The organism is Curvibacter sp. PAE-UM, from assembly GCF_001432305.1.
In the GTDB taxonomy this organism is placed as follows: Bacteria; Pseudomonadota; Gammaproteobacteria; order Burkholderiales; family Burkholderiaceae_C; genus Hylemonella.
Genome location: NZ_KQ483358.1, coordinates 2,909,858 through 2,935,251, shown reverse-complemented (window position 1 = coordinate 2,935,251; position 25,394 = coordinate 2,909,858). Strand labels below are relative to the sequence as shown.

The 25,394-nt window shown below is 66.9% G+C and carries 24 protein-coding genes; 12 read left to right on the top strand and 12 right to left on the bottom strand.

The window, feature by feature from the left end; genetic code table 11:
* Positions 1 to 19: 19 nt before the first annotated feature.
* The 5 genes from AO057_RS14095 to AO057_RS14075 form a co-directional block, all read right to left on the bottom strand.
* Positions 20 to 1,072 (bottom strand): ABC transporter substrate-binding protein, encoded by a 1,053-nt coding sequence (locus AO057_RS14095; protein WP_057676546.1) that lies wholly within the window; start codon positions 1,070 to 1,072, stop codon positions 20 to 22.
* 118 nt (positions 1,073 to 1,190) lie between these two features.
* Complete coding sequence (locus AO057_RS14090) at positions 1,191 to 2,405, bottom strand: CaiB/BaiF CoA transferase family protein (protein ID WP_057676545.1); 1,215 nt, start codon at positions 2,403 to 2,405, stop codon at positions 1,191 to 1,193.
* On the bottom strand, positions 2,405 to 3,196 hold the full coding sequence (locus AO057_RS14085; RefSeq protein WP_057676544.1) for an enoyl-CoA hydratase/isomerase family protein: 792 nt from the start codon (positions 3,194 to 3,196) through the stop codon (positions 2,405 to 2,407). Before AO057_RS14085 ends, AO057_RS14090 begins: the two co-directional genes overlap by 1 nt.
* Before the next feature lie 74 nt (positions 3,197 to 3,270).
* A complete protein-coding gene (locus AO057_RS14080) occupies positions 3,271 to 4,248 on the bottom strand; it encodes a Bug family tripartite tricarboxylate transporter substrate binding protein (protein ID WP_057676543.1) in 978 nt (325 codons plus the stop codon).
* A gap of 41 nt (positions 4,249 to 4,289) precedes the next feature.
* Positions 4,290 to 5,525 (bottom strand): pyridoxal-phosphate-dependent aminotransferase family protein, encoded by a 1,236-nt coding sequence (locus AO057_RS14075; protein ID WP_057676542.1) that lies wholly within the window; start codon positions 5,523 to 5,525, stop codon positions 4,290 to 4,292.
* Positions 5,526 to 5,638: 113 nt separating this feature from the next.
* Here AO057_RS14075 and AO057_RS14070 point away from each other — a divergent pair, with 113 nt between their 5' ends.
* From AO057_RS14070 to AO057_RS14055, 4 genes are all read left to right on the top strand, one after another.
* The gene (locus AO057_RS14070) at positions 5,639 to 6,319 is read left to right on the top strand and encodes a GntR family transcriptional regulator (RefSeq protein WP_057676541.1); all 681 of its coding nucleotides are present in this window, start codon (positions 5,639 to 5,641) and stop codon (positions 6,317 to 6,319) included.
* Positions 6,320 to 6,327: 8 nt separating this feature from the next.
* Positions 6,328 to 9,426 (top strand): FAD-binding and (Fe-S)-binding domain-containing protein, encoded by a 3,099-nt coding sequence (locus tag AO057_RS14065; RefSeq protein ID WP_082605568.1) that lies wholly within the window; start codon positions 6,328 to 6,330, stop codon positions 9,424 to 9,426.
* 193 nt (positions 9,427 to 9,619) lie between these two features.
* The gene (locus tag AO057_RS14060) at positions 9,620 to 10,474 is read left to right on the top strand and encodes an energy transducer TonB family protein (protein WP_057676540.1); all 855 of its coding nucleotides are present in this window, start codon (positions 9,620 to 9,622) and stop codon (positions 10,472 to 10,474) included.
* A 79-nt stretch (positions 10,475 to 10,553) separates the two neighbouring features.
* Positions 10,554 to 10,991: a universal stress protein gene (locus tag AO057_RS14055; RefSeq protein ID WP_057676539.1), complete on the top strand. Its 438-nt coding sequence runs from the start codon at positions 10,554 to 10,556 to the stop codon at positions 10,989 to 10,991.
* Positions 10,992 to 11,085: 94 nt separating this feature from the next.
* On the opposite strand, the gene AO057_RS14050 is transcribed toward AO057_RS14055, so the two are convergent.
* Genes AO057_RS14050 through AO057_RS14040 form a run of 3 tightly spaced genes read right to left on the bottom strand, consistent with a single transcriptional unit; the run spans position 11,086 to position 14,436 of the window.
* Entirely contained in the window at positions 11,086 to 12,075 is a 990-nt protein-coding gene (locus AO057_RS14050; protein WP_057676538.1) for a Bug family tripartite tricarboxylate transporter substrate binding protein, read from the bottom strand.
* Between the two features lie 33 nt (positions 12,076 to 12,108).
* Entirely contained in the window at positions 12,109 to 13,077 is a 969-nt protein-coding gene (locus AO057_RS14045; RefSeq protein ID WP_057676537.1) for a Bug family tripartite tricarboxylate transporter substrate binding protein, read from the bottom strand.
* A gap of 36 nt (positions 13,078 to 13,113) precedes the next feature.
* Entirely contained in the window at positions 13,114 to 14,436 is a 1,323-nt protein-coding gene (locus AO057_RS14040) for a sulfatase family protein (protein WP_057676536.1), read from the bottom strand.
* A 71-nt stretch (positions 14,437 to 14,507) separates the two neighbouring features.
* Between AO057_RS14040 and AO057_RS14035 the strand changes: the two genes are divergently transcribed.
* Positions 14,508 to 15,434: a LysR family transcriptional regulator gene (locus AO057_RS14035; protein ID WP_057676535.1), complete on the top strand. Its 927-nt coding sequence runs from the start codon at positions 14,508 to 14,510 to the stop codon at positions 15,432 to 15,434.
* 16 nt (positions 15,435 to 15,450) lie between these two features.
* On the opposite strand, the gene AO057_RS14030 is transcribed toward AO057_RS14035, so the two are convergent.
* Positions 15,451 to 16,344, bottom strand: a complete 894-nt coding sequence (locus tag AO057_RS14030) for an acyltransferase (RefSeq protein ID WP_057676534.1) — start codon at positions 16,342 to 16,344, stop codon at positions 15,451 to 15,453.
* Positions 16,345 to 16,573: 229 nt separating this feature from the next.
* Here AO057_RS14030 and AO057_RS14025 point away from each other — a divergent pair, with 229 nt between their 5' ends.
* Entirely contained in the window at positions 16,574 to 17,845 is a 1,272-nt protein-coding gene (locus tag AO057_RS14025; protein WP_057676533.1) for a nitronate monooxygenase, read from the top strand.
* A gap of 96 nt (positions 17,846 to 17,941) precedes the next feature.
* Here AO057_RS14025 and AO057_RS14020 read toward each other — a convergent pair whose 3' ends face one another.
* Together AO057_RS14020 and AO057_RS14015 are read right to left on the bottom strand one after the other, a co-directional pair.
* On the bottom strand, positions 17,942 to 18,187 hold the full coding sequence (locus AO057_RS14020; protein ID WP_057676532.1) for a hypothetical protein: 246 nt from the start codon (positions 18,185 to 18,187) through the stop codon (positions 17,942 to 17,944).
* A gap of 77 nt (positions 18,188 to 18,264) precedes the next feature.
* Complete coding sequence (locus AO057_RS14015) at positions 18,265 to 19,413, bottom strand: acyl-CoA dehydrogenase family protein (protein ID WP_057676531.1); 1,149 nt, start codon at positions 19,411 to 19,413, stop codon at positions 18,265 to 18,267.
* Between the two features lie 100 nt (positions 19,414 to 19,513).
* Between AO057_RS14015 and AO057_RS14010 the strand changes: the two genes are divergently transcribed.
* Genes AO057_RS14010 through AO057_RS13985 form a run of 6 tightly spaced genes read left to right on the top strand, consistent with a single transcriptional unit; the run spans position 19,514 to position 24,183 of the window.
* Positions 19,514 to 20,185 (top strand): ArsR/SmtB family transcription factor, encoded by a 672-nt coding sequence (locus AO057_RS14010; protein ID WP_057676530.1) that lies wholly within the window; start codon positions 19,514 to 19,516, stop codon positions 20,183 to 20,185.
* Positions 20,186 to 20,210: 25 nt separating this feature from the next.
* On the top strand, positions 20,211 to 20,561 hold the full coding sequence (locus AO057_RS14005; protein ID WP_057676529.1) for a DsrE/DsrF/TusD sulfur relay family protein: 351 nt from the start codon (positions 20,211 to 20,213) through the stop codon (positions 20,559 to 20,561).
* A gap of 10 nt (positions 20,562 to 20,571) precedes the next feature.
* Complete coding sequence (locus AO057_RS14000) at positions 20,572 to 21,303, top strand: MBL fold metallo-hydrolase (RefSeq protein WP_057676528.1); 732 nt, start codon at positions 20,572 to 20,574, stop codon at positions 21,301 to 21,303.
* Positions 21,304 to 21,337: 34 nt separating this feature from the next.
* Positions 21,338 to 22,372 carry a YeeE/YedE family protein gene (locus tag AO057_RS13995; RefSeq protein WP_057676527.1) on the top strand — a complete coding sequence of 345 codons (1,035 nt, stop codon included), beginning with the start codon at positions 21,338 to 21,340 and terminating at the stop codon, positions 22,370 to 22,372.
* Between the two features lie 10 nt (positions 22,373 to 22,382).
* Positions 22,383 to 23,696 (top strand): MFS transporter, encoded by a 1,314-nt coding sequence (locus AO057_RS13990; RefSeq protein ID WP_057676526.1) that lies wholly within the window; start codon positions 22,383 to 22,385, stop codon positions 23,694 to 23,696.
* A gap of 28 nt (positions 23,697 to 23,724) precedes the next feature.
* Positions 23,725 to 24,183: a rhodanese-like domain-containing protein gene (locus tag AO057_RS13985; protein ID WP_205630031.1), complete on the top strand. Its 459-nt coding sequence runs from the start codon at positions 23,725 to 23,727 to the stop codon at positions 24,181 to 24,183.
* 16 nt (positions 24,184 to 24,199) lie between these two features.
* On the opposite strand, the gene AO057_RS13980 is transcribed toward AO057_RS13985, so the two are convergent.
* Positions 24,200 to 25,384 (bottom strand): lipid-transfer protein, encoded by a 1,185-nt coding sequence (locus AO057_RS13980; protein WP_057676524.1) that lies wholly within the window; start codon positions 25,382 to 25,384, stop codon positions 24,200 to 24,202.
* Positions 25,385 to 25,394: the final 10 nt, after the last annotated feature.

Here is a 25,394-nt window from a genome sequence, read left to right as displayed (position 1 = left end):
TAAGCAATTGTTTCAAGAATCAGTTGCGCAGCTTGCCGCCGCGCGTGACCATGCCCAGTTCCACGTACTTGCTGCCGTGGTTCTGCTCCGGTCCGTAGGTGACGGTGAAACCGCCCGCATCAAAGCTGCCCAGGTTCCTCAAGGCGCTCAGCAGGGCCTTGTGATCGCCGGGTTTCTTGCTGCGGCGCATGGCCTCGGTCAGCACCTTGGCGGCGATGCAGGCTTCCAGGTGCGTGCTGTTCATGGCCTTGGTGACGCCGGACTCCTGCAGGGCCTTGCCGCATTCGCGCACGACGGGCAGCGAGGCACCAGTGCTGGGCACCACCTGCGAGATGGACACGCCGGCGCCAGCATCGCCGGCCGCGTCGATGTACTGCTGCGCGCCGACGAAGGAGAGGCTGGACATGGGGATGTACATGCCGCGCGCCACCAGCTGCTTGCTGATCTCGGCGGCCGGGCCGGAGAGTACGGTGTTGATGATGACTTCGGGCTTGAGCGCGGCCAGCTGCGTGAAGCGGGCGTCGTCCAGCTTGGCATTGCGCTCCAGGGCGAAGGCCTGCGGCTGCTTGCCCTGGCGCGCCAGGTAATCCTTGACCACCCCCAGGTTCTGGATGCCGACCTCGTCGTCGTAGTGCACCACCACCACCTCTTTCATGCCCAGCCCGGTCCAGAAGGCCAGCATCTTTTCCAGCTCGTCACCGTAGGAGGCGCGCAGGGTGTGGACCACGGGGCTGGGCTTGCGCACCGGGTTGGCGCCGGAGAAGGGGGCGAAGAAGAGCATGCCGGCTTTCTCGGCCTGGGGCATGGCGTCCAGGCTCAGTGTGGCCGAGGCGTAGCCGAACAGCGCCACGAGATTGCGGTTCTGCAGCAGCCGGGTGGTGTTCTCGCCGGCGATCTTGCGCTGGTTCTGGTCATCCAGCGTGACGAGCTCGATGGGCGCGCCGCCCACGCCACCCTGGGCGTTGACCATCTTGAACCAGGCCAGGGCACCGTCACGGATGTCCTTGCCGAACACGGCGTTGCTGCCGCTCAGGGGCGCAGACTGGCCGACGACCCAGGCGGTCTGGGCCATCAGGCTGCCATGAACAAGGGTTCCCAACGCGACGAGCAGCGCCGCTATTTTTGTACGCATAAGCAGTCACCCATAAAGGCATCGCCAAGGCTTGCGACGCCTTATGGTGACATGTGTATCAGGATTCGGCGATAGCGTTAGTACTTATGAATGTATCAACCTGTGCATCGCTATAGCCGAACTCTTTGAGCAGTTCGCGTGTGTGCTGGCCCAGCAGGGGCGCGGGGCGGGTGACCTGGGCTGGCGTGGCCGAGAAATGGATGGGGCAGCCCAGCGCGCGTGTCAGCCCGGCCTGCGGATGGTCCAGCTCCACCACCATGCCGCGTGCCAGGGTCTGCGGGTGGCTCAGCGCCTCGCCCACGGTATGCACCGGGCCGGCCGGCACGCCTGCGTTGTCGAAGGCGGCCTGCCACTCGGCGCGTGTACGTGTGCGCAGCACGGTGTTCATCAAGGCCACCAGTTCCTCGCGGTGTGCCATGCGGTCGCTGTTGGTGGCAAAGCGCGCATCGCTGCGCCATTCGGGGTGGCCCAGCACTTCGGCGATGCGCTCCCAGTTGGCCTGGTTGGCGCCGCCGATATTGATCCAGCCGTCGCTGGCCTCGAAGGCCTGGTAGGGCGCGGTCAGGATGTGGGCCGAGCCCGTGGGCTCGCTCGATTTGCCGGTGGCAAAGAAGATGGCCGCGTGCCAGTAGAGCTGCTGCAAGGCGGCGTCCGACAGCGAGGTGTCGACGATCTGGCCTTCGCCGGTTTTGAGCTTGTGCACATAGGCCGCGACGATGCCCAGGGCGCCCAGGATGCCGGCGTTCATGTCCGACACCGCGTTGCCGTTTTTGGCGGGCGCGCCGCCGGGTTCGCCGGTGATGGACATCAGGCCGGCAAAACCCTGCGCGATCAGGTCAAACCCGCCCTTGCCGGCATACGGCCCGTTGCGGCCGTAACCCGTGATGGCGCAGTAGATCAGGCCCGGATTGACCTTCGCAAGTTCCTCATAGCCCAGGCCCAGCTTGTCCATGGTGCCGCCGCGGAAGTTTTCCACCAGCACGTCGGACTTCTCGACCATGCGCAGCAGCACGGCCTTGCCGTCGGCGTGCTTGAGGTCGATGGCGATGCCGCGCTTGTTGCGGTTCATCATCATGAAGGGCGCCGAGACGCCGTTCACGAGCGGGTCGCGGTAGGCGCGTGCATCGTCGCCACCGGGCAGCTTCTCGACCTTGATCACGTCGGCCCCCATGTCGGCCAGCAGTTGGCCGCAGGTCGGGCCCGACATGATCTGCGTGAGTTCGAGCACGCGCAGGCCGGCCAGGGGGCCGGGGCGTGTGGTCTTGTTCGTCATCACTTTCCTTTCCAGCTTGGGGGGCGCTTCTCAACGAAAGCGCTCACGCCCTCGCGGAAGTCGGCGCTGCCATAGGCGGCGCGCACCAGGTCCTCACCGTCGGGCAGGCTGTGCACGGTCAGGCGGCGCAGGCCTTCCTTGCTGACACGTTGTGTCACCGGAGCCAGGGCCGCGAGCTTGCCCGTGAGGCGCAACACGGCAGCGTCAAGCTCGGCGGGCGCGCTCACTTCCTGCAGGTAACCGCAGGCCAGGGCCTCGTCGGCGTTGATCATCTCGGCCAGCAGCAGCATGCGCCGCACGCGCTGCATGCCGAAGGCGGCCGACAGGCGCGCCAGGTTGGCCACCGAGAGGCAGTTGCCCAGGGTTTTCGCAATCGGCACGCCGAACTTGGCCGAGGGCGTGGCGATGCGGAAATCGCAGCCCGTCGCGATGGCCACACCACCGCCGACGCACCAGCCTTCGACCACGGCCAACGTGGGCATGGGCAGGCTGCCCAGCAGTTCCATGCAGGCGTCGATCTGGCGCTCGTAGCCCACGCCGTCCTCGCCACCCTTCGTGCCGCTGCCGAAATTCTGGAACTGAGAGATGTCGGTGCCGGCCACGAAGGCCTCGCCGCCGGCGCCGCGGAAGGTGACGACACGCACGCTGGCGTCGTCCTTGAGCTGGCGGCAGATCGCCATCAGCTGCTCGTACATGGCCCAGGTCATCGCATTGCGCGCCTGGGGGCGGTCAAAAAGCACCGAAGCCACACCGGCTTCGATGCTCAGGTGGACTTGGCCTGCATCAATCATGGGAAAACATGTTCACAAAATACGTTCGCCCCGGCCCTCGGTCGGGCGCAGGGCGAACGGATGGGGGGAGGGGATCAGCTCTCTACCGTGACCTTGGCATCCTTGATCACCTTGGCCCACTTCTGCTGCTCCGCGCGGATGAAGTCGGCAAACTGCTGGGCCGTGCCGCCGCCGTCTTCGGCGCCGTACAGGTCCAGCTTTTCCTTCACGTCAGGCATGGCCAGCACCTTGTTGATGTCTTCGTTCATGCGCTGGGCCATGGCGGCCGGCATCTTGCCCGGGCCCACCAGACCATACCAGGTGGTGGCTTCGAAGCCGGGGAAACCAGCTTCGGCCATGGTCGGCACCGTCGGATGACCCGAGGCGCGCTTGGCGCGCGTCTGGGCGATGGCGCGCACCTTGCCGCTCTTCACGTGCGGGGTGGCGGCGGTCATGGTGTCGAAGGAGTACTGGATCTGGCCGCCGATCAGATCGACCAGCATGGGGCCCGAGCCCTTGTAGGGAACGTGCAGCGCATCCACGCCGGCAGCGAGCTTGAAGGACTCCATGGCCAGGTGCTGGGCCGAACCCTGGCCGGCCGAGCCGAAGCTGACCTTGCCCGGGTTGGCCTTGCAATGGGCCACCACGTCGGCCACGGTCTTGGCGGGCAGGTTGGTATTGGCGATCAGCAGGTTGGGCGTGACGCCCACCAGCGTCAGCGGCGTGAAGTCGCGCTCCACCACATAACCCAGCTTGGGCATGAGCCCGGGGGCCAGGGCGTGGCTGTTGATGTGGGCCATCAGCAGGGTGTTGCCGTCGGCCGGCGCCTTGGCCACGAAGTCGGCCGCGATCACGCCGGAGGCACCGGCCTTGTTCTCGATCACGACCGTGGTGTTCCACATGGCCTGCAGTTTCTGGCCGACGATGCGGGCCAGCACGTCGGTGCCGCCGCCGGGGGCGAAGCCCACGATGATGCGCACCGGGCCGTTGGGCAGGTTCTGCGCCTGGAGCATGGGGGCGGCCAGGGTGGCTGCGGTGGCGGCCGTGGCCGTGACGAAAGTTCTGCGTTTCATGGTTTGTCTCCTCGGGTCGTTGTAGAAATTCTGCTTGTCGATCAGGCAGCCTTGCGCTGGGGCACGGCCGCCGGGTGGCCGGCGTAGTAGTCCATGATGGCCTGCACGCCCGAGCCGGCCAGCTTGACGCCGCCGAGCTTCAGGCCCATCTCGCAGGCGGCCACGGTGCCGATCAGCGTGAGGTCGTTGCTGTCACCCAGGTGGCCGATGCGGAACATGCGGCCCTTGATCTTGCCCAGGCCAGTGCCCAGCGAGCAGTCGAAGCGCTCGTAGATGATCTTGCGGATGGCGTCGGCGTCCACGCCCTCGGGTGTCATCACGCCGGTCAGGATGGGCGAGTGCACGCTGGCGTCGGCGCACTGGATGGGCAGGCCCCAGGCGTTCACGGCGGCGCGCACGCCGGCAGCCCAGCGCTGGTGGCGCGCCAGCACGGTGTCCAGGCCCTGGCCCAGGATCATGTCGGCCGCTTCGCTCAGGCCGTACATGAGGTTGGTGTTGGGCGTGTAGGGCCAGTAGCCCGTCTTGTTCATCTCGATGATCTCGTCCCAGGCCCAGAAGCTGCGCGGCAGCTTGGCACTCTTGCTGGCCTCGATGGCCTTGGGCGAGAGCGCGTTGAAGCTCATGCCCGGCGGCAGCATCAGGCCTTTTTGCGAGCCGCTGATGGAGACGTCCACACCCCATTCGTCATGGCGGTAGTCGGCCGAGGCCAGGCCCGAGATGGTGTCCACCAGCAGCAGGGCCGGGTGTTTGGCGGCGTCGATCGCCTTGCGCACCGCGGCGATGTTGCTGGTCGCGCCGGTGGAGGTTTCGTTGTGTACCACGCAGACAGCCTTGATGCTGTGGCCCGTGTCGGCCTTCAGGCGCTGCTCGATCAGCTCGGCCGACACGCCGCGGCGCCAGCTGGCCGGCACGCCGTTGTCGGTGCCGGGCAGGGCGATGACCTCGGCCTTGAGGCCCAGGCGCGTGGCCAGGCGGTTCCAGAGGAAGGCGAAGTGGCCGGTCTCATACATGAGCACGTGGTCGCCCGGGGAGAGGGTGTTGGTCAGCGCGGCTTCCCAGGCACCGGTGCCCGAGGCCGGGTAGATGATGACCGGGTGCTTGGTCTGGAAGATCTTCTGGATGTCGGCCAGGATCTTCAGGCCCATGGCGCCGAACTCGGGGCCGCGGTGGTCGATGGTGGGCAGGCTCATGGCGCGCAGCACGCGGTCGGGCACGGGGGAAGGGCCCGGAATCTGCAGGAAGTGGCGGCCGGTGGGGTGGAAATCGGTGGTCAGCATGGCAAATAGTGGATAAGGAATAGACGCATTTTTTGCATACAAAATTTGTTTGTCAACCAGAAAGACCCTAAAATCGCCTGAAATCACGATCTTTTTGAATACAAAGCATATCCATGGCTGAAATCCTGACCATGCCGACCGCCCTGCACGGGCAGGTCACCCAGCGCCTGCGCCTGCTGCTGGTGGAGGGCCAGATTGCCCCCGGTGCCAAGCTCAACGAGCGCCAACTGTGCGAGCAGATGAAAGTCTCGCGCACGCCGCTGCGCGAAGCCATCAAGACCCTGGCCGCCGAAGGCCTGGTGGAGTTGCTGCCCAATCGCGGCGCCATCGCCGTGGAATTGGGCGAAGACGACATCCTCAACACCTTCGAGGTCATGGCCGGGCTGGAAGGCCTGTCGGGCGAACTGGCGGCGCAACGCATCACGCCTGAGGAACTGGCCGAGATCGAGGCCCTGCACTACGAGATGAAGGCCGCCTACACCCGGCGCGACCTCTCGGCCTATTACCGGCTCAACGCCGCCATCCACCGCGCCTTCAACGCCGCCGCCCGCAACCCGGTGCTCACCGCCACCTACCAGCAGGTCAACGCCCGGCTGCAGGCGCTGCGCTTCCGCTCCAACCAGGACGGCGAGAAATGGGCGCGCGCCATGCAGGAACACGACCGCATGATCGAAGCCTTGCAAAAACGCGACGGCGCCGCCCTGCGCACAGAGCTTGTGGCCCACCTGGGCCACAAGCGTGATGTGGTGGTTGAACAGATGCGCACGGCCCAGGCCGTGAACGCGAAAAACTGAGTACCGATATGAATGCCCCTTTGCCCGCCAACGTCACGCAAGCCTCCGCCAGCCAGACCTACGAGGCCGTCTCCCGCCTCAGCAATGAAGTGGCCGGGCGTCTGGCCGCGCGCCTGCGCGCCGAGACCAAGGGCGAGGTGCTGTTCAGCCCGGCCGACCGCGGCCGTTACGCCACCGACGCCTCCATCTACCAGGCCATGCCCCTGGGCGTGTTCCTGCCGCGCGAGGCGGCCGACGTGCGCCTGGCGCTGGACATCTGCCGTGACCTCAAGGTGCCCATCGTGCCGCGCGGTGGCGGCACCAGCCAGTGCGGCCAGACCGTGGGCGCGGGGCTGGTCATCGACCACAGCAAACACATGCGCAAGATCCTCGACGTCAACGTCGAGCAGCGCACGGCCCGTGTGGAGCCCGGCCTGGTGCTGGACCACCTGAACGCCGACCTCAAAAAACACGGCCTCTGGTACCCGGTGGACGTTTCCACCAGCGCGCAGGCCACGCTGGGCGGCATGGCCGGCAACAACTCCTGCGGCAGCCGCTCCATCGCCTACGGCAATATGGTGCACAACGTCATCGGCGCCCAGGCCTGGCTGGCCGACGGCGAGCTGCTGAACTTCGGCCGTTACGACCAGGCCAGCGGCCGCGCGCGCCAGATCGGCGACTACGTGCGTGGCCTGGCCGGTCTGCACCGCGACGAGATCGAGGCGCGCTGGCCCAAGGTGCTGCGCCGCGTGGCCGGCTACAACCTGGACATCTTCCACAACCAGAACGAGAAACCGTACACGACGGATGGCTCGGTGAACCTGGCGCACCTGCTCATCGGCAGCGAAGGCACGCTGGCGCTCACGCGCTCGCTCTGCCTGCAGCTCAGCGAACTGCCGCGGGCCAAGGTGCTGGGCGTGGTGAACTTCCCCACCTTCTACCAGGCCATGGACAGTGCCCAGCACATCGTCAAGCTGGGCCACAACATGCGGGGCGGGGCGCTCACGGCCGTGGAGCTGGTCGACCGCACCATGATCGAGCTCTCGCTGCAGAACCCGGCCTTCGCCCCCACCATCCGAACCGCGCTTTCGCCCGCCATCAACGGCGGCAAACCTGAAGCCGTGCTGCTGGTGGAGTTCTCAGGCGCCAGCAAGGCCGACATAGCGCCCAAGATCAAGGAACTGGTGGACCTGATGGGCGAGCTGGGCCTGCCCGGCAGCGTGGTCGAGATGATCGACGACGCGCCGCAGAAGAACCTGTGGGAAGTGCGCAAGGCCGGCCTCAACATCATGATGAGCCTGCGCGGCGACGGCAAGCCCGTGAGTTTCATCGAAGACTGCGCTGTACCCCTGGTGCACCTGGCTGAATACACCAACGCGCTCACCGAGGTCTTCAGCAAATACGGCAGCCGCGGCACCTGGTACGCCCACGCCTCGGTCGGCACGCTGCACGTGCGGCCCATCCTGGACATGCGGCGCGAAGGCGCGAAGAAGATGCGCGCCATCGCCGAAGAGGCCAGCGAACTGGTGCGCAAGTACAAAGGCGCCTACAGCGGCGAGCACGGCGACGGCCTGTGCCGCGGTGAGTGGATCGAATGGCAGTTCGGCCCGCGCCTCACCCAGGCCTTCACCCAGATCAAGCAGCACCTGGACCCGACCAACCGGCTCAGCCCCAAGCGCATGATCGATCCGCCCAAGATGGACGACACCACGCTGATGCGCTTCCCGCCCAGCTACAAGGTCGTGCCCATCCAGCCCGCGCTGGACTGGAGCGCCTGGAACGTGCAGGCCGACCCGGTCACCGAAGTGACCACCGCCCCCGGCACCGGCGGCGACCCGGCCCAGGGCCTGGCCAAGGCCGTGGAGATGTGCAACAACAACGGCCACTGCCGCAAATTCGACGCCGGCACCATGTGCCCGAGCTACCGCGTCACACGCGATGAACAACACCTCACCCGCGGTCGCGCCAACACCCTGCGCCTGGCGCTCAGCGGCCAGATCGAGGGGCTGGACGGCAAGGATGCCTTGACCAGCGAAGTCGTGCGCGAAGCGATGGATCTGTGCGTCAGCTGCAAAGGTTGCAAACGCGACTGCCCCACGGGCGTGGACATGGCCAAGCTCAAGGTCGAGTTCCTGCAGCACTACAAGGCCAGACACGGCCACACGCTGAAAGACAAGCTCGTCGGCCAGCTGCCCGACTACGCGCGCCACGCCGCGAAGATCGCCCCGCTGCTCAACCTGCGCGACAAGGTTCCGCTCATGGCCCAGCTCAGCGAAAAGCTCTTCGGCTTCTCGGCCAAGCGCAGCCTGCCGCAGTGGAAGAGCCGGCACTTCTTCAATACACCCGTGCAGAGCGCCACGCGTGAAGAGGTGCTGGCCGCGACCAAACCCGTGGTGCTTTTCGTCGACACCTTCAACGGCTTTTTCGAATCCGAGAACGCTCACGCTGCCCTGTTGGTGCTGCAGGCCGCCGGCTACACCGTACACGTCGCCACCAAGAAACAAGACGATGGCAAACACCTCTGCTGCGGCCGCACCTTCCTTTCCGCCGGCATGGTGGACCAGGCCAAGCTGAAAGCGCGTGAGGTGGTGGATAGCCTCTTGCCGTTTGCGGAGAAGGGCATCGCCATCGTCGGCCTGGAGCCGAGCTGCCTGCTCACGCTGCGTGACGAACTGCTGGTCATGGGCCTGGGCGAGGGCGCACAACAGATCGCAAAACAGGCGCTCCTGTTCGAAGAGTTCCTGGCCCGCGAGGCCAAGGCCGGCCAGCTGGAAGCCTTCAAGGCCAAGCTCAAACCCGTGGCCCAGCCCGTGCTGCTGCACGGGCACTGCCACCAGAAGGCCTTCGCCGCCGTCACGCCCGTGATGGAGGTGCTAAGCCTGATCCCCGGTGCCAAACCCGAACTCATCGAGTCCAGCTGCTGCGGCATGGCCGGCAGCTTCGGCTACGAGGCTGAGCACTACGAGGTGTCGATGCAGATGGCCGAAGCCAATCTGCTGCCGGCCGTGCGCGCCAGGGCGGATGCCATCGTGGTGGCCGACGGCACCAGTTGCCGGCACCAGATCGCCGACGGGGCGCAGCGCGAGGCGGTGCATGTGGCGAAGTTGCTGGCGGGGCAGCTGGCTTAGGTTGGTTGATCCGGCGAGGTTCGGTCCACGGCAGGTCCGATGACGGATCTTCAGCCCGGGGCTGGCCTCGTGTGCATTCCTTCGTGATCTCTTGAGCCGGAGCCGGTCAGGCGACGGACGCTGGTGGTTCACCACCCCCGCTGCAGCGGCGGTCCGACGCGCCCACAACCTTGTACGATGGCCAGGGCGCCTCATGCAAATTCACACATTCAACCGTTTCGTCGCTGTTTTCCTGTCCGTCGTCCTGCATGCGCTGCTGATTGTTGGGGCCGGTCATTTCCACGGCGCGTTCATCAGCAAGCCCGAAGCCCCGAAGGCTGAGGAGGACGTCGTCTTTCTGGAGGTGACGCCAGACTCACCGCGGCGAACGCCTTCAGCGCCCCCCCGCCCGGCACCTGACCCCAGCCCCGTCTCCGCGAGCCAGGCACCCCGGGAAACTGCGGTGGCCCCGCCTGCTGCGGACCGCCAACCGGCGTTCATGCATGCACCACCCGCACCGACCGCGCAAGAGTGGGCCCTCGCAGCGAACTACTCCTTGAAAAACAGCAAGCGCTACCGCTACACCTGGGGGCAGCAAGTCCGAAGCATGATGGGCACGGCTGTCGAAGGTCCGGATCAGGGCATCGTACGGTTCCGGATTGAAATCGCCCCCGATGGAACATTGACACGAGTGGAAACCTTGTGGACGACCTCGCTGGTCGCCGAAAACCTCGCGCGCAAGGCCATCGAAAACATGCCCCCGCTCCCGCCGACCCCGACCGGAAAACCCCTGATCTTCGAGAAGACGATTTCGTTTCAACCCTTCGATTCAGACGGCCCGCCCCTCTACAAAAACGACTGCCTGCCCGACCCACCGGCGTTCCGCAACCCGTTCATGTGGGACGGCAAATCGCCACAAGTGCGTACCGCTCCTGCGCCAAGTGAGAAACTGGATCCCCAGGCCCTGGAGGAATGCCTCAGGCAACTGCCTGAAGACTCCATCGAAGCAGAAGGCGCGCATGACCAGAGGCAGCTTGAACAGTGGGGTTCAAGCAAACTGGGCCGCTGACACACCACCAGGTTGGCAGCTCCCATAGATCGCCCTAAGATGCAAGTATCACAGTGCATCCAATCAGAGGAGACCCGCCATGTACAAGCGCATCCTGTTGGGCTACGACGGCTCCGAGTCCGGGCAGCAGGCCCTGCTGGGCAGTTGCGAGATTGCGCAGTGGAGCCAGGCCGAGCTGGTGCTGGTGGCCGTGATGCCGCTGCCCATCGCGTCTCTCGGACCCGAGGGCGGGCTCTACGACCCCAAGGTGGAGGAGATCGAGCGGGAGCGTTACCGTCTCATCCTTGAGGCCGGGGTGGAACGCCTGGCGCAGGCGGGTTTGCAGGCGCGCGGAGAGGTGCTCAGCGGTGACCCGGTGCACGAGCTGGCCAAGGCGGCCGGCCGTCTGCGGGCCGATCTGATCGTGCTGGGGCACCAGCACCAGGACAGCTGGGCGGCGCGCTGGTGGCGCGGCTCGGTGTCCAAATCGCTGATCGAGCACGCGCCCTGTAGCGTGCTGGTGGTGATCACGCGCTGAGAACTTGCGAATAAACCTACTGCGCTCGGGCCGCTCGCTACGATTCCTTCACAAGTTCTGAGCGGGACCGCTCAGCCGCGCAGCGGCGCGGCCTTCAGTCGTTGGCCTTGAAACCGGTGGCGCGCACCACCTCGGCCCAGCGCGCCGTCTCGGCGGCGATGGTGGCGGCGAAAGCGTCGCCGTATTCCTGTGGCACGTCGAAACCCTGGGCTTCCAGCCGGGCGCGGTAGTCACCGTCGGCCTGCGCCTTCTGCGTGGCCGTGGCGATGGCGTCGAGCACCGCCTTGGGCGCGGCGGCCGGCGCCAGCAGGCCGAACCAGACGGTGGTGTTGAGTTCCCTGTAGCCCAGCTCGGCCAGCGTGGGCACCTGCGGCAGGTGGCGCGAACGCTGCGGGCTGGTCACGGCGATGGCGTTGAGCTTGCCCGACTGCACATGCGGGATCACCGACTGCAATTGCGCAAACCCCAGCGGCACCTGGCCGCCCAGCAGGTCGGTGGTCTGCGGTGCGGAGCCCTTGTAGGGGATGTGGGGCATGTCCAGCTTGAAACGCTGGCTGAGCTGATAGCCCAGGAATTGCGAGGGTGTGCCCGGGCTGAAGGAGGCATAGGCGGCCTTGCCGGGGTTCGCGGCCGCCCACTTGACGAGCTCGGCCAGCGTGTGGGCCGGCACCGAGGGATGGGCAACGAGCACCAGCGGCGCCTCCACGCCCTTGGCGATGGGCTTGAAGCCTGCTGGCTGCCAGCGCTGGTTGGGATAGACCGAGGGGTTGATGGTCATCATGGCCTGGGTGCCGATCCACAGCGTGTGGCCGTCGGGCTGCGCCTTCTGCACGAACTCGGCGCTGATGTTGCCGTTGGCGCCGGGCTTGTAGTCCACGAGGAAGGTGCCGCCCGTGACCTTGCCCAGTTGCTGGGCCAGGGCGCGCGCATAGGCGTCGATGGCGCCGCCCGGCGGCGTGCCGACGATGAGTGTGACCGGCTTGCTGGGCCAGGCGGGGGCTTGCGCGCTGGCGGCCCAGGGGGTGAGCAGGCAGGCGCCGGTCAGGGCCAGCGCCAGGCGGCGGGCGCGGTGGATCTTGTTCATGCGGGTCTCCTCGATCGTTCTTTTTTTGTGCGCTCAGTCCAGCTTGAGCTTGATGCGGCGGGCCACTTCGCCCCAGCGCTGCGTGTCCTGTGCCAGGCGCGCGGCGGTTTCAGCGGCATCGCCGGCCACCACGCTCTGGTCCGACTGTGCGAGCCGCTCCACCAGCTCCGGGCTCTTGAGTGCCACGGCCATGGCGTCGTGCATCTTCTGCACCATGGCGGCGGGCACGTTTCTGGGCGCGAACAGCACCAGCGAGAAGGTGGCGTCGAAGCCGGGGTAGCCGGCTTCGGCCACGGTGGGCACGTCGGGCAGCAGGGGCGAACGCTTGGCGCCCGAGACGGCCAGCGCCACCAGCTTGCCCGACTTCACATGCGGCAGCACGGTGGGGCCGGCGAGGAAGCCGCACTCCACCTGGCCGCCCAGCATGTCCTGCACGGCGGGAGCGGGGCCTCGGTAGGGCACGTGCGTCATCTGGATGCCGGCCGCGGTGCTGAAGAGTTCGGTGGTGAGGTGGCCGGGTGATCCGGCGCCGCCCGAGGCGTAGGTCATCGTCGTGCTGCGCGCCTTTTTCACCAGATCGGCCACCGTCCTGAGGCCGACGCCGGGGTAGCACACCAGGGTCTGGCTGAAGGCGCTGGCGCGGATCACGGGCTGCAAGTCCGCGGCCTTGAAGGGCATCTTCTCGTAGACGTGCGGGTTGACCGTGAGCGTGGTGTCGGTGGTCCACAGCCAGGTGTAGCCGTCCGGTGCGGCGCGCACGGCCTCGGCCGTGCCGATGTTGCCGTTGGCGCCCGGCTTGTTGTCGATGACCAGGGGCTGCTTGAGGATCTCCTGCACCTTGGGCGCGGCGCCGCGCAGCACGATGTCGCTCGGCCCCGCGGGCGGCAGGGGCACGATGACACGCATGGGCCGCTCGGGCCATGACTGGGCCGGGGCGTTGAGCGAGGCCAGACCGAGCAGCAGGGCGGCGGCCAGGGCGGGCAGGGTGGTGGTTCGGTTCATGGTGTCTCCTCGTCGTTGTGTGTGGGGGGCGCTCGGTCAGCGCTGCGGCATGTCCTTGGCCGAGTAGCCCAGGCTGACGGTGGCGTCCTCGGGGATGGCGGGCACGGTGGTTTCCCACCGCAGCCAGTCCTGGCGCATGCGGGCCAGGCGTTCGGGCTCGCGTGCGGCTAGGTTGGCGCGCTCGCGGGCGTCTTGCGCGATGTTGAACAGGTACTCGTGCTCGTCCACCTTGAGGTACTTCCACGGCCCCTGGCGTAGCCCGCGCTGCTGGCGGTGGTTCATGCGCCAGTACAGCGGGCGCTCGAAGGTGTCGGACGGCTTGCGCAGCACGCGCGCCAGCGACACGCCGTCGATGGGGAAGTCGGGCGATGGCTTGCCGCCACCCACATCGAGCAGGGTGGCCGACCAGTCCATGGTCATGCAATGCTGGTCGCTGCTGCTGCCGGCGGGGATGACCCGCGGCCAGTGGGCGATCCACGGCACGCGGATGCCGCCTTCGGTGAGGTCCATCTTGCCGCCCACCAGGGGCCAGTTGTCGGAGTAGCGCTCGCCGCCGTTGTCGCTGGTGAAGACGATCAGCGTGTTGTCCAGCAGGCCCTGTGCGCGCAGCGCGGCCACCAGCTTGCCGATGCCTTCGTCCATGTGGTGGATCATGCGGCGGTAGGTCTCCACGCTGCCGCCGTGCAGGTGGAACAGGTTGTCTTTCACCTCCTCGGCCAGGTGCGCGTCGTCCCGCGTTTCCCAGGGCCAGTGGGGCGCTGTGTAGTGCAGGCTCAGGAAGAAGGGCTGGCCGCCGCGCGCGGCTTCGGCGCGGCGCTGCACGTAGTCCACCGCGCGCTGCGAGAGCAGGTCGGTGAGGTAACCCACTTCGTGGTGTTCCTCCTCGCCGACGTACAGGTCGTGGTCGCCCTTGCCCGAGCAGTGGGAGAAGTAGTCCACGCCGCCGGCCATGATGCCGTAGAACTCGTCGTAGCCCGAGCGCAGCGGCCCGAAGCTGGGCGGGTAGCCCAGGTGCCACTTGCCCACGAGCGCGGTGGCGTAGCCCGCATCGCGCAGCAGCGAGGGCAGCGTGGGCAGCTCGGGCGGCAGGCCCAGCTTGGGGTTGCCCTTGCTGCGGCTGTTGATGGGTTCTTCCATGCCGCCGCGCAGGCGGTACTGGTAACGCATGGTGATCAGCGCGAAGCGGGTGGGCGAGCACACGGGCGAGTTCGAATAACCCTCGGTCAGGCGCAGGCCGCCAGCGGCCAGGGCGTCGATGTGGGGCGAGACCGGGCCGAACTGGGCGTTGCGCCCGCCGTAGCAGCCGAGGTCCGCAAAGCCGAGGTCGTCGGCCACGATATAGATGATGTTGGGTGCCATGAGGGTGAAACTTAACAAAGATCAATCTATTCGTAAAATCGAAGTTCGATTGTTTTGATTTAAATATTTCTATGGATCCGCGTCACCTCATCCAGCTCGCCACCATCCTGGAATGCGGCTCGCTCAGCAAGGCCAGCCAGATCCTGCACCTGACCCAGCCCACGCTGACGCACAGCATGCAGGCGCTGGAGGTGCAGGCCGGCGGGCAGCTGTTCGAGCGCAGCCGTTTCGGGGTGCGCAGCACGGCCCTGGGGGAGGTGCTGGCGCGTGAGGGCCGGGCCATCGCCCGGCGCCTGCGCGACGCAGACGAGGCCTGCGCGCGGCATCGCAGCGGCTTTCGGCACACCATCCGGCTGGGCACCGGGCCGCTGGTGGGCCTGGCCTTCGTGCCCGGCCTGGTGGCCGCGCTGGCCGCTGCGCAACCCCGCTACGCCCTGACGATCCAGAGCGACCGGCCCCACCTGCTGGTGGACCAGCTGGTCGACGGCCGGCAGGACTTCGTGATCGCACCGTCCTGGCTGGACAAGCCGCCACCCGGCGTTGAGCGTTTCCTGCTCGTCGAGGACGAGATCGGCATCTTTTGTGGCGAGGCTCATCCGCTGCGACAGGCGGGCGGGCTGGCGCAGGCCCGGGGGCTGGAGCTGGAGTGGGTGAGCCTGGGCACGGCCTCGCCCTTCGACCAGAACGTGCGCGAGATGCTGCAGCAGGCCGGCGTGGACAAGGCGCGTCCCGGTATCACCCTGGTTGGCGACGCCTCCATGCTGCTGCGCATCCTGGCGCAGGGGCGGCACCTGTCGGTGCTGCCCAAGTACCCGATGCGCCTGCTGGGGCCCGGCTCCGGTGTGCGCGAGCTGGAGGTCGCCGTGCGCCCCATGCCGCGCAACATCTACCTGTGGTGCCGCACGGAGTCGCTGGAAGATGCGTCGCTGGTGCGGCTCAAGGACTTCATCCTCAGCCACGCGGCGTCCACGGTGAGTGGGGACGACGACGGCGGGTGACGAGCGCGCCGCGCGCTCAGCCCCGCAGCAGCGCGTCGATCTGCGCGTCCTTCTCTTCCCAGATGGCCGCCAGCCAGCGGTGGAAGCGGCCGCGGAATTCCGAGTCGTCTTCGTAATCGCCCGTGCAGAACTCGGCCGGGATGGGCAACTGCCGCGCGCGCACGATCACCTTGGGCGTGCGGCCACACAGGAACTGCCAGAAGGTGGGGGCGCCTGCGGGGTAGACGATGGTGACGTCGATCATGGCGTGGAACTGGTCACCCATGGCGTTGAGCGCCAGCGCCAGGGCGCCGGCCTTGGGTTTGAGCAGGTGGCGGTAGGGCGAGCCGGAGGACTGGTGCTTGGCCGGCGTGAAGCGCGTGCCTTCGGCAAAGTTCATCACGCTGGTGGGCACGCGGGCGAACTTCTGGCAGGCGCGGCGGGTGGTCTCGCGGTCCTGCCGGCGCAGGTCCGGGTTCTTGCGCAGGGCGGCCTTGCCGTGGCGACGCATGAAGGGGAAATCCAGCGCCCACCAGGCCAGGCCGATCACCGGCACGTAGATGAGCTGCTGCTTCAGGAAGAACTTCAGCAGGGGAATGCGCCGGTTCATCACATGCTGCAGCACGAAGATGTCTACCCAGGACTGGTGGTTGCAGTTCACCAGGTACCAGCCCTGGTAGGGCAGATCGGCCACGCCCTGCACATCCCAGCGCGTTTTTTGCGTGAGCCACATCCAGCCGCTGTTGCAGGCGATCCAGGCAGTGGCGACGGCATTGAGGGCCGGGTCGATGGCTTGCCGCACGGCCTGGAAGGGCAACACCAGCTTGACCAGCGCCAGCATGAACAGGAGCGAGCACCAGAAGAGCGTGTTGATCGCCAGCAACAGGGAGGCGAGGATGCCTTTGACGAGGGAAGGCAGGAAACTGAGCATGGCAGGTAGGGGGTGCGGGAGATCAGCCAAGTTCTGGCTCATCGGCCGCTAGAGCTGAATCGATAGGCTTATTGTGCGCTTGTGCGGGCCTCAGGCACTGCGCCAGATCATCATTTGACGGATTTCCCCTGATGTAAGGCGGGCGGCAGCGAGCCGGCACATAATCGCGGGCAGGAGGCCGGGGCCTGGGCTCCGGCCGGGTTGGGCCGACTATTTACAAGAAATGCAGATGAAACGCCTGGATGATTTTCGTATGCGCCTGGGCCGCCAGGAACTGGTGCCCATCATGATCGGCGGCATGGGGGTGGACATCTCCTCGGCCGACCTGGCGCTGGAGGCGGCCCGCCTGGGCGGGGTGGGCCATATTTCCGATGCCATGGTCAAGACGGTGAGCGACCGTCGCTACAAGACCAAGTTCGTCAAGGCCAAGCAGGCCCAGTACCAGTACAACGTCGAATCAGCCGACAAATCGGCCGTGAAGTTCGACCTGGGCGACCTGGCCGAAGCCACGCGCCTGCACGTGGGCAAGACCATGGAACGCAAGACCGGCAGCGGCCAGGTCTTCATCAACTGCATGGAAAAGCTGACGATGAACGCGCCCAAGGAGACGCTCAGCGTGCGCATGAACGCCGCGCTGGACGCGGGCATCGACGGCATCACGCTGGCGGCCGGCCTGCACCTGGGCTCCTTTCCGCTGATCGAGCAGAACCCGCGCTTTCGCGACGCCAAGCTGGGCATCATCGTCTCCTCGCTGCGCGCCCTGCAGCTCTTCCTGAAAAAGAACAGCCGCCTGAACCGCCTGCCCGACTACGTGGTGGTGGAAGGCCCGCTGGCCGGCGGCCACCTGGGCTTCGGCATGGACTGGGCGAAATACGACCTGGCCACCATCGTGGCCGAGATTCTGGCCTACCTGAAGCAGGAGCAGTTGAGCATCCCGGTCATTCCGGCGGGCGGCATCTTCACGGGCAGCGATGCGGTGCGTTTCATGGAGATGGGCGCGGCCGGTGTGCAGGTGGCCACGCGCTTCACCGTCAGCAAGGAATGCGGCCTGCCCGACGACATCAAGCAGGAATACTTCAAGGCCAACGAGGAAGACATCGAGGTCAACGAGATCTCGCCCACCGGCTATCCCATGCGCATGATCAAGGGCAGCCCCGGCATCGGCGACGGCATCCGCCCGAACTGCGAGGCCTACGGCTACCTGCTCGACGCCAACGGCAAGTGCGCCTACATCGACGCCTACAACCGCGAAGTGGCGGCCCACCCCGGCGAGCGCAAGGTCAAGGTGTGGGACAAGACCTGCCTGTGCACCCACATGCGCAACTTCGACATCTGGACCTGCGGCCAGCTGGCCTGGCGCCTGAAAGACACCAGCCTGCGCCACGCCGACGGCAGCTACCAGCTGCTCAGCGCGCAGCACGTCTTCGAGGACTACCAGTTCAGCACCGACAACCAGGTGCGTCTGCCGGCGGCCGAGGCGGCGCCAGCGTCAGCCGACTGATCCGGTCGTTCGGGGAGGTGGGACCGCCAGGGGCGGACATCTGCTTCGTGCCCGGAGCGGCCTGTCGCCGTTGCCCGGCGGATGGGCATTCAAAAATCAGGTGATCTTGAAGACGGTTCTTGTTTTTTGAGAACCGACTTTTTCCTCGTACGCCGCCCATTGCTTGATGCCTTTGACCAGGACCGAGGCGCTGACATCCTTGAGGGCTGACTTGGTCTTGAGCCTGCTGGTGACCCAGTCCTGCACATGCGGCAGGGTGCTGCCTTGCTCACCCGTCGGGATGAGCAGTTCCTTGCCTGCAACGATGCCTGCCGATGTGACTTTGATCTCGGTTGCGGGCATGCTGCGGGTCTCGTGTGCGTGAAGGGTGTCCGGGATTATCCACGCCAGGCTGCGGCCAGCCCCAAGGCGTCATTCGCTCAGCCGCAGACCTTGCGCGCGATCAGGTCCTTCATGATCTCGTTGGTGCCGCCGTAGATCTTCTGCACGCGCGCGTCGGCCCAGAGGCGGGCAATCGGGTATTCGGCCATGTAGCCATAGCCGCCGAAAAGTTGCAGGCATTCGTCCGTGACCTTGCACTGCTGTTCGGTGGTCCACCACTTGGCCATGTAGGCGGCCTCCACGTCCAGCGTGCCGTCGAGCAGGCGCTGGGTGCAGTCGTTCACGAAGCTGCGCACCACGTGCGCCAGCGTGGCGCATTCGGCCAGCTTGAAGCGCGTGTTCTGGAAATCGATCACGCGCTGGCCGAAGGCCTGGCGTTGCTGGGTGTAGTCCACGGTGAGTTCCACGGCGCGTTCGATCACCGAGGCCGCCGCCACCGCGAGCAGCATGCGTTCGAAGGGCAGCTGGCTCATGAGCTGGGCAAAACCCTGGCCTTCCGTGCCACCCAGCAGATTCGCCACTGGCGCGCGCGCGCCGTCGAAGAAAAGTTCGCAGGTGTCCGAGGCGTGCAGGCCCACCTTCTCCAGGATGCGGGCGCGAAAGCCCGGCAGCTTCTCCGTTTCCACCACGAGCAGCGAAACGCCCTTGCTGCCTTCGCCTCCGGTGCGAACCACCACCACCAGCAGGTTGGCGGTATAGCCATTGGTGATGAAGACCTTGCTGCCGTCGACCACGTAGTCGTCGCCTTCGCGGCGGGCGCGGGTGCGGATGGCCTTGAGGTCGGAGCCGGCGCCGGGTTCGGTCATGGCGATGCCGGCGATCAGCTCGCCGCTGGCCAGCCCGGGCAGCCAGCGCTGCTTCTGCTCCTCGGTGCCGTAGTCCAGGATGTAGTGGGCGGCGATGGTGTGCACGGCCACCGTGCCGGGAATCTCCGCGCGGGCCAGCTCGTCGGCCACCACCAGCTGGTAGGCCAGGCTGGCGCCGGCGCCGCCATAGGCCTCGGGCATTTCAGGCAGCAGGAAGCCCAGCGCGCCGAAGGGGCGCCAGACTTCGCGCGGGATGTAGCCCTGCTTGCGCCAGCCGTCGAGGTGGGGCAGCAGTTCGGCGTTGACGTAGCGGCGCAGCTGGTCACGGAAGGATTCGATGTCCGTGTCCATCCAGGGGTGGCGGTGCAGTTGGGGCAGCATGGGCTTTTTTTGAAGGGGCGTCAGAGGTGCGTTCCATTGTGCGTCAGGGGGTGGGTCGGGGTGGGCTTGAATTCATTCAAATAAACGTTAGAATGTTTGTATGAAAAAACGCGAACTCAAGGATCTGCTCTACGAACAGGTGGCGCGCATCGGCAAGGCCGTCTCCAGCCCCAAGCGGCTGGAGCTGCTGGAGTTGCTGGCCCAGGGCGAGAAGACGGTGGAGGTGCTGGCCGCGGAACTGTCCATCGACGTCAAGCTGGCCAGCGCGCACCTGAAGGCGCTCAAGGCCGCGCGTCTGGTGGAGCACCGGCGTGAGGGCAAGTACATGGTCTACCGCCTCAGCGGCGAGGACGTGGCCCAGCTCTGGGTCACGCTGCGCCTGGTGGCGGAGGAGCATCTGGTCGAGTTGCAGCTGGCCCTGCAGAAGATGGTGGCCGCGCCCGAGCAGCTCACGCAGGCCAGCCGCAAGGAACTGCTGGCCCAGGCCAAACGCGGCGAGGTGATCGTGATCGACGTGCGGCCCGAGGAGGAATTCGAGGTGGCGCATCTGCCCTATGCGCGTTCCATGCCGGTGGCGGAGATCGAGCGGCGCTTGGCCGAACTGCCCAAGGGGCGCGAGATCGTGGCCTATTGCCGCGGCCCCTTCTGCCTGCTGTCCGACGAGGCGCAGAAGCTCCTGTCCCGCAAGGGCTACCGCGTGCGCAAGATGCTCGACGGTGTCGCCGAGTGGCAGGCTGCCGGTATGCCGCTGGAGCGCGCGCCGCAGGCGTGAACGGAATCAACCCGGGAGGTGTGCCATGGCATCGACACTGTTCATCCTCAATGAAGCCCCCTACGGCAGCGAGCGCGCCTACAACGCGCTGCGCCTGGCCGGCACGCTGGCGGGCCGCGAAGGCCAGCAGGTGCGCGTCTTCCTGCTGGCGGATGCCGTGGGCTGCGGGCGTGCCGGGCAGAAGCTGCCCGAGGGTTATTACAACGTGGAGCTCATGCTGGGCAAGGTCGCGCGCAGCGGCGAAGTGGGCCTGTGCGGCACCTGCATGGATGCGCGCGGCATGAAGGACGCGGATCTGGCCGCCGGCACCAAACGCTCCACCCTCAAGGAGCTGGCCGACTGGACGGTCGAGGCCGACAAGGTACTGGTTTTCTAGGAGACACAAGATGTTTTTCAAGCAACTGGCGACGAAGGAAGCGTCGCTGTCCTATTTTTTCGGGTGTGCAACGGTCGCCAAGGCGGTGGCCGTGGACGTCGTGGCGGGGGATGAACCATGGTTCATCGATGAAGCGAAGAAGGCCGGGGTGTCGATCACGCATGTGATCGACACCCACGTCCACGCCGACCACTACTCCGGCGGGCGCAAGCTGGCACAGATGCTGGGCGTGCCCTACTGCCTGCACGAGGCGGACCGCAGCGTGGTGAAGTTCGACTTCGAGCCCCTGCGCGACGGCCAGAAGCTGGACCTGGGTAATGTGCAGGTGGAAGTGCTGCACACGCCGGGCCACACGGCCGACAGCGTCTGCCTGCTGGTGACCGACCTGCGCCGCGGTGGCGCGCCCTGGTTCGTGGTGACGGGCGACACGCTCTTCGTCGGCGCCGTCGGCCGCCCGGACCTGGCGGGCCGCGAGCGCGAGATGGCGGGCCAGCTCTACGACTCGCTGCAGGCCAAGCTGCTGGGCCTGCCGGCCGACCTGGAAATCTACCCCGGCCACCAGGCCGGCAGCGCCTGCGGTGTCGGTCTGTCGGGCAAGCCCTCGTCGACCATCGGCTTCGAGAAGCGCTGGAACCCGGCGCTGTCCATGAAGCGCGAGGACTTCGTGGCCGAACTGACGCGCGAGATCCCGCCGCGCCCGGCCGACATGGACCGCATGGTCGCGGCCAATATCGCCGCCTGAGCAGGCGTGATCAAGAAAATCAACGGAGAGTCATTTGGAAACAGCTTCTGCGAAGCTGCCCCTGTGGGGTGGGCTGGTACTGGGTGTGCTGCTGGGCATCGTGCTCCAGCGCAGCAGTTTTTGTGCGCGCGCCGCGCTGGCCGATGCTTTCGAGGGCAAGGACAAGGCGCGCCTGCGCGCCTTTCTGCTGGCTGTGCTCGTGACCCTGCTGGGCACGCAGCTGCTGGCCGGCTTCGGCCTGGTCGATCTGTCCGGCACGCCTTATCTGCGCGCCGGCGTGCCGCTGCTGGGATTGCTGGTCGGCGGCGTCCTGTTCGGCGCCGGCATGATGCTGGCCGGCGGCTGCCCGAGCCGCCTGATCGTGCGCGCCGCGCAGGGGCAGGGCGCGGCCCTGCTGACCTGGCTGGTCTTCGTGCTGGCCATCATGGCCAGCCTGGAAGGCGTGCTGGCGCCGGTGCGTGAAATCCTGAGCGGCCCGGCCGTGCAGTTGCCGGCCGCCTCGCTGCCGGCGCTGCTGGGTGGTTTGCCGGCCTGGCTGGTCACGGTGGTGCTGGCCGGTCTGATCGTGTTCTTCCTGTTGCGGGCGCCGCGCCAGTCGGCGTGGTGGGGCTGGCGCCTGCCCCTGGCGGGCGCGCTGGTCGGACTGCTGGTGGCGGCCAGCTGGTACGTGAGCATTGCCGGTGCCGACGAATTCGAGACGCCGGTGCTGAGCTCGCTGGCCTTCGTGGCGCCGGCGCAGGACCTGCTGCGTTTCGTCGCCATGGAGCGTCTGGGCTTCCCGCTGAAGTTCGGTTCGGCCTCGGTGCTGGGCGTGTTCATCGGCGCCTTCGCCAGCGCGCTCATGGCGCGCCAGTTCACCTGGGCCATGCCCGGCGGGGCGCAGATGCTGCGCAACCTGGCCGGCGGTCTGCTGATGGCCCTGGGCGGCATCCTGGCCATGGGTTGCACCATCGGCCAGGGCATGGCCGGTGTGGCCACGCTTTCCGTCTCCAGCCTGCTCGTCGTGGTCGCCATGGTGCTGGGGGCCTGGCTGGCCCAGCGTGTGCTGCTGCGCACGACGCAGGCCTGAGGAGCTATCGATGAGTGAACTCAGCATCGCCCGCCACGAGGTGCAGGATGTCCTGCACGGCATCCGCCACAACCTGGCGCAATTCGTCCACCAGCTGCTGCAGGTGCTGCTGGTCGGCCTGACCATCGGCATGATGCGCACCGTGGTGCCGGCCCTGGCCAGCGCCGAGTTCGGCGTGCCCAAGGGCTCCTTCATGCTGCTGATCTCCTTTGTCGTGGCCTTCGGCTTCGTCAAGGGCACGCTCAACTTCGTGGCCGGCCGCCTGTCGGAAAAGATCGGGCGCAAGCGTGTGCTGCTGATCGGCTGGCTCAGCGCGCTGCCCATCCCCTTCATGATCCTGTGGGCCCCGAGCTGGGGCTGGATCGTCGCGGCCACCGTGCTGCTGGGCATGAACCAGGGCTTCGCCTGGTCCATGACGCAGACCTCCAAGCTCGACATCACGCGAGCCGACCAGCGCGGCCTGACCATCGGCCTCAACGAGTTTGCCGGTTACGTGGGCGTGGCCATCGCCGGCATTGTCACCGGCTACATGGCCACGGCTTTCGGCCCGCGACTGGGCCTGCTGATCTTCGGCGGGGTGGTGATCGTCTCGGCGCTGCTGCTGACGCTTTTTTTCGTGCAGGAGACGCTGCCCTGGGCCAAGGCCGAGGGCGCGCGCCATGCCGCCGGCCAGGTCAGCGGGCCGGTGCCGCGTTATCCCGCCAACGTGCCGGCGCGGCCGAGCACCTGGGAGATCTTTGCCCTGATGACCTGGCGTGACCGCCGCCTGGCCGCGTTGTGCCAGGCCGGGCTGGTGGAGAAGTTCGTCGATGCGCTGATCTGGGTCTTCTACCCGGTGTTCCTCTACCAGCAGGGCCTGAGCCTGCCGCAGGTGGGCTGGGTCATTGGCGTCTATGGTTTCGTGTGGGGCGGCTCGCAGCTCTTCACCGGCAAGCTGTCGGACCGCATCGGCCGCCATCTCCCCAACGTGGCCGGCATGTGGGTCTGCGGCGCCGGCGTGGCCATGATGTTGCTGGGCTCGGGCGTGGCCTGGTGGTCGCTGTCGGCGGCGGTGTCGGGTTTCGGCATGGCCCTGCTGTACCCGAACCTCTCCGCGGCCGTGGCCGACATCTCGCACCCCAACTGGCGCGGCTCGGCCATCGGCATCTACCGCTTCTGGCGCGACCTGGGCTACGGCATCGGCGCGCTGGGCCTGGGCGGGGTGGCCCATTTCACCGGTCACATGGAGGGTGCCTTCTGGTTCGTCGCCTTGTCCATGCTCGCATCCGGTGCGCTGCTCTGGTGGTGGGGCGAAGAAACCCATCCGCGGCTCAACCCCGCCTGAACCAATTCACATTGAAGGAATGAAAACCATGAAAAAACTGCTGACTCTCTCCCTGCTCGCGCTGACCGTCGGTGTTGCCAGCCTGCCGGCGCATGCCAACGACAAGGCCCTTGTCGACGCCATGGAGGGTTACTTCGAGTTCGTCGATTACGGCGGCGCCACCATCTTCCCCGAGCAGATCCCGAAGGACGACTGGAAGAAGTTCTTCGTCATCGACGCGCGCGACAAGGGCCAGTTCGACAAGGGCCACATTCCCGGTGCGCACCACATCGAGTGGCGCCAGGTGCTGGCCAAGCGCAACGAGATCCCCAAGGACAAGCCGGTGCTGATCTACTGCAACCAGGGCACGCTGTCGGCCCAGGCCGGCCTGGCGCTGCGTCTGGCGGGTTACGAGAACGTGCGCATCCTGCAGGGTGGCATGAGCGAGTGGAAGGCCAAGGGCGGCTTCGACGCCGCGGCTAAGGCGAGCGGCGCACCGAAACACTGACCAGGCACGAGGCGCGTCAGGCCCGTTCGTACAGTGTTACCACGCAGGCGCCGCCCAGGCCCAGGTTGTGCTGCAGGGCCAGGCGCGCATCGGGTACCTGGCGTGCACCGGCCTGGCCGCGCAGCTGCTGAACCAGCTCCGTGCATTGCGCCAGGCCCGTGGCGCCCAGCGGGTGGCCCTTGCTGAGCAGGCCGCCCGAGGGGTTGGTGACGAACTGGCCGCCATACGTGTTGTCGCCGTCCATCACAAACTTCTCTGCGCCGCCCTCGGGGCACAGGCCCAGGGCTTCGTACGTGATGAGTTCGTTCTGCGCGAAGCAGTCGTGCAGTTCCACCACGTCCACGTCCTGCGGGCCGATGCCTGCGCTTTCATAGACCTGGCGCGCGGCCTCCTTCGCCATGGAAAAACCCACGACCTCGCGCATGTCGCGTGCCTCGAACGTTTTGTTTGTGTCGGTCGTCATGGCCTGGGCGCGGATGCGCACCGAGCGGTCCAGGCCGTGTTTCTGCGCAAAGGCCTCTGAGCAGATCACGGCCGCTGCGGCGCCGCAGGTGGGCGGGCAGGCCATCAGGCGGGTCATCACGCCGTCCCACAGCATGGGCGCGGCCATCACGTCCTCGGTGGTCACTTCCTTGCGGAACAGGGCCAGCGGGTTGTTGACAGCGTGGCGGCTGGCCTTGGCGCGGATGGCGGCAAAGGTCTCCAGCCTGGTGCCGTACTGCTGCATGTGGGCCAGGCCGGCGCCGCCGAAATAGCGCAGGGCCAGCGGGATCTCGCCGTGGCCGACCAGTTCCTGGGTCGCTTCGTCGAAACGGTCGAAGGGTGTGGGGCGGTCGTTGAAGACGGCGCCCAGGGCGCCGGGGCTCATGTGCTCGAAGCCCAGGGCCAGCACGCAGTCAGCGGCGCCGCTGGCCACGGCCTGGCGCGCCAGGTAGAGGGCGGTGGAGCCGGTGGAACAGTTGTTGTTGACGTTGACGATGGGGATGCCGCTCATGCCCACGTCGTAGAGCGCGCGCTGGCCGGCGGTGGAGTCACCGTAGACGTAGCCCACGTAGGCCTGCTGGATCTGCGCGTAGTCCACGCCGGCGTCGGCCAGGGCGGCGCGCGTGGCCTCGGCGGCCATCTCGGGGTAGGGGCGGTTGGCGCCCGGTTTGGCAAAAGCGATCATGCCGACACCGGCGACCAGGACAGGGCTGGACATGGGGAACTCC

Bases quoted from the DNA above. Each gene is read 5' to 3' on its own strand.
- AO057_RS14010 (WP_057676530.1), top strand. From the start codon at position 19,514: ATGAAAAAACGCGAACTCAAGGATCTGCTCTACGAACAGGTGGCGCGC.
- AO057_RS14035 (WP_057676535.1), top strand. From the start codon at position 14,508: ATGGATCCGCGTCACCTCATCCAGCTCGCCACCATCCTGGAATGCGGC.
- AO057_RS14090 (WP_057676545.1), bottom strand. From the start codon at position 2,405: ATGACGAACAAGACCACACGCCCCGGCCCCCTGGCCGGCCTGCGCGTG.
- AO057_RS13990 (WP_057676526.1), top strand. From the start codon at position 22,383: ATGAGTGAACTCAGCATCGCCCGCCACGAGGTGCAGGATGTCCTGCAC.
- AO057_RS14075 (WP_057676542.1), bottom strand. From the start codon at position 5,525: ATGCTGACCACCGATTTCCACCCCACCGGCCGCCACTTCCTGCAGATT.
- AO057_RS14030 (WP_057676534.1), bottom strand. From the start codon at position 16,344: ATGCTCAGTTTCCTGCCTTCCCTCGTCAAAGGCATCCTCGCCTCCCTG.
- AO057_RS14020 (WP_057676532.1), bottom strand. From the start codon at position 18,187: ATGCCCGCAACCGAGATCAAAGTCACATCGGCAGGCATCGTTGCAGGC.
- AO057_RS14040 (WP_057676536.1), bottom strand. From the start codon at position 14,436: ATGGCACCCAACATCATCTATATCGTGGCCGACGACCTCGGCTTTGCG.
- AO057_RS13985 (WP_205630031.1), top strand. From the start codon at position 23,725: ATGAAAAAACTGCTGACTCTCTCCCTGCTCGCGCTGACCGTCGGTGTT.
- AO057_RS14015 (WP_057676531.1), bottom strand. From the start codon at position 19,413: ATGCTGCCCCAACTGCACCGCCACCCCTGGATGGACACGGACATCGAA.
- AO057_RS14080 (WP_057676543.1), bottom strand. From the start codon at position 4,248: ATGAAACGCAGAACTTTCGTCACGGCCACGGCCGCCACCGCAGCCACC.
- AO057_RS14085 (WP_057676544.1), bottom strand. From the start codon at position 3,196: ATGATTGATGCAGGCCAAGTCCACCTGAGCATCGAAGCCGGTGTGGCT.
- AO057_RS14045 (WP_057676537.1), bottom strand. From the start codon at position 13,077: ATGAACCGAACCACCACCCTGCCCGCCCTGGCCGCCGCCCTGCTGCTC.
- AO057_RS14060 (WP_057676540.1), top strand. From the start codon at position 9,620: ATGCAAATTCACACATTCAACCGTTTCGTCGCTGTTTTCCTGTCCGTC.
- AO057_RS14055 (WP_057676539.1), top strand. From the start codon at position 10,554: ATGTACAAGCGCATCCTGTTGGGCTACGACGGCTCCGAGTCCGGGCAG.
- AO057_RS14005 (WP_057676529.1), top strand. From the start codon at position 20,211: ATGGCATCGACACTGTTCATCCTCAATGAAGCCCCCTACGGCAGCGAG.
- AO057_RS14070 (WP_057676541.1), top strand. From the start codon at position 5,639: ATGGCTGAAATCCTGACCATGCCGACCGCCCTGCACGGGCAGGTCACC.
- AO057_RS14000 (WP_057676528.1), top strand. From the start codon at position 20,572: ATGTTTTTCAAGCAACTGGCGACGAAGGAAGCGTCGCTGTCCTATTTT.
- AO057_RS14095 (WP_057676546.1), bottom strand. From the start codon at position 1,072: ATGGCCCAGACCGCCTGGGTCGTCGGCCAGTCTGCGCCCCTGAGCGGC.
- AO057_RS14050 (WP_057676538.1), bottom strand. From the start codon at position 12,075: ATGAACAAGATCCACCGCGCCCGCCGCCTGGCGCTGGCCCTGACCGGC.
- AO057_RS14025 (WP_057676533.1), top strand. From the start codon at position 16,574: ATGAAACGCCTGGATGATTTTCGTATGCGCCTGGGCCGCCAGGAACTG.
- AO057_RS13980 (WP_057676524.1), bottom strand. From the start codon at position 25,384: ATGTCCAGCCCTGTCCTGGTCGCCGGTGTCGGCATGATCGCTTTTGCC.
- AO057_RS14065 (WP_082605568.1), top strand. From the start codon at position 6,328: ATGAATGCCCCTTTGCCCGCCAACGTCACGCAAGCCTCCGCCAGCCAG.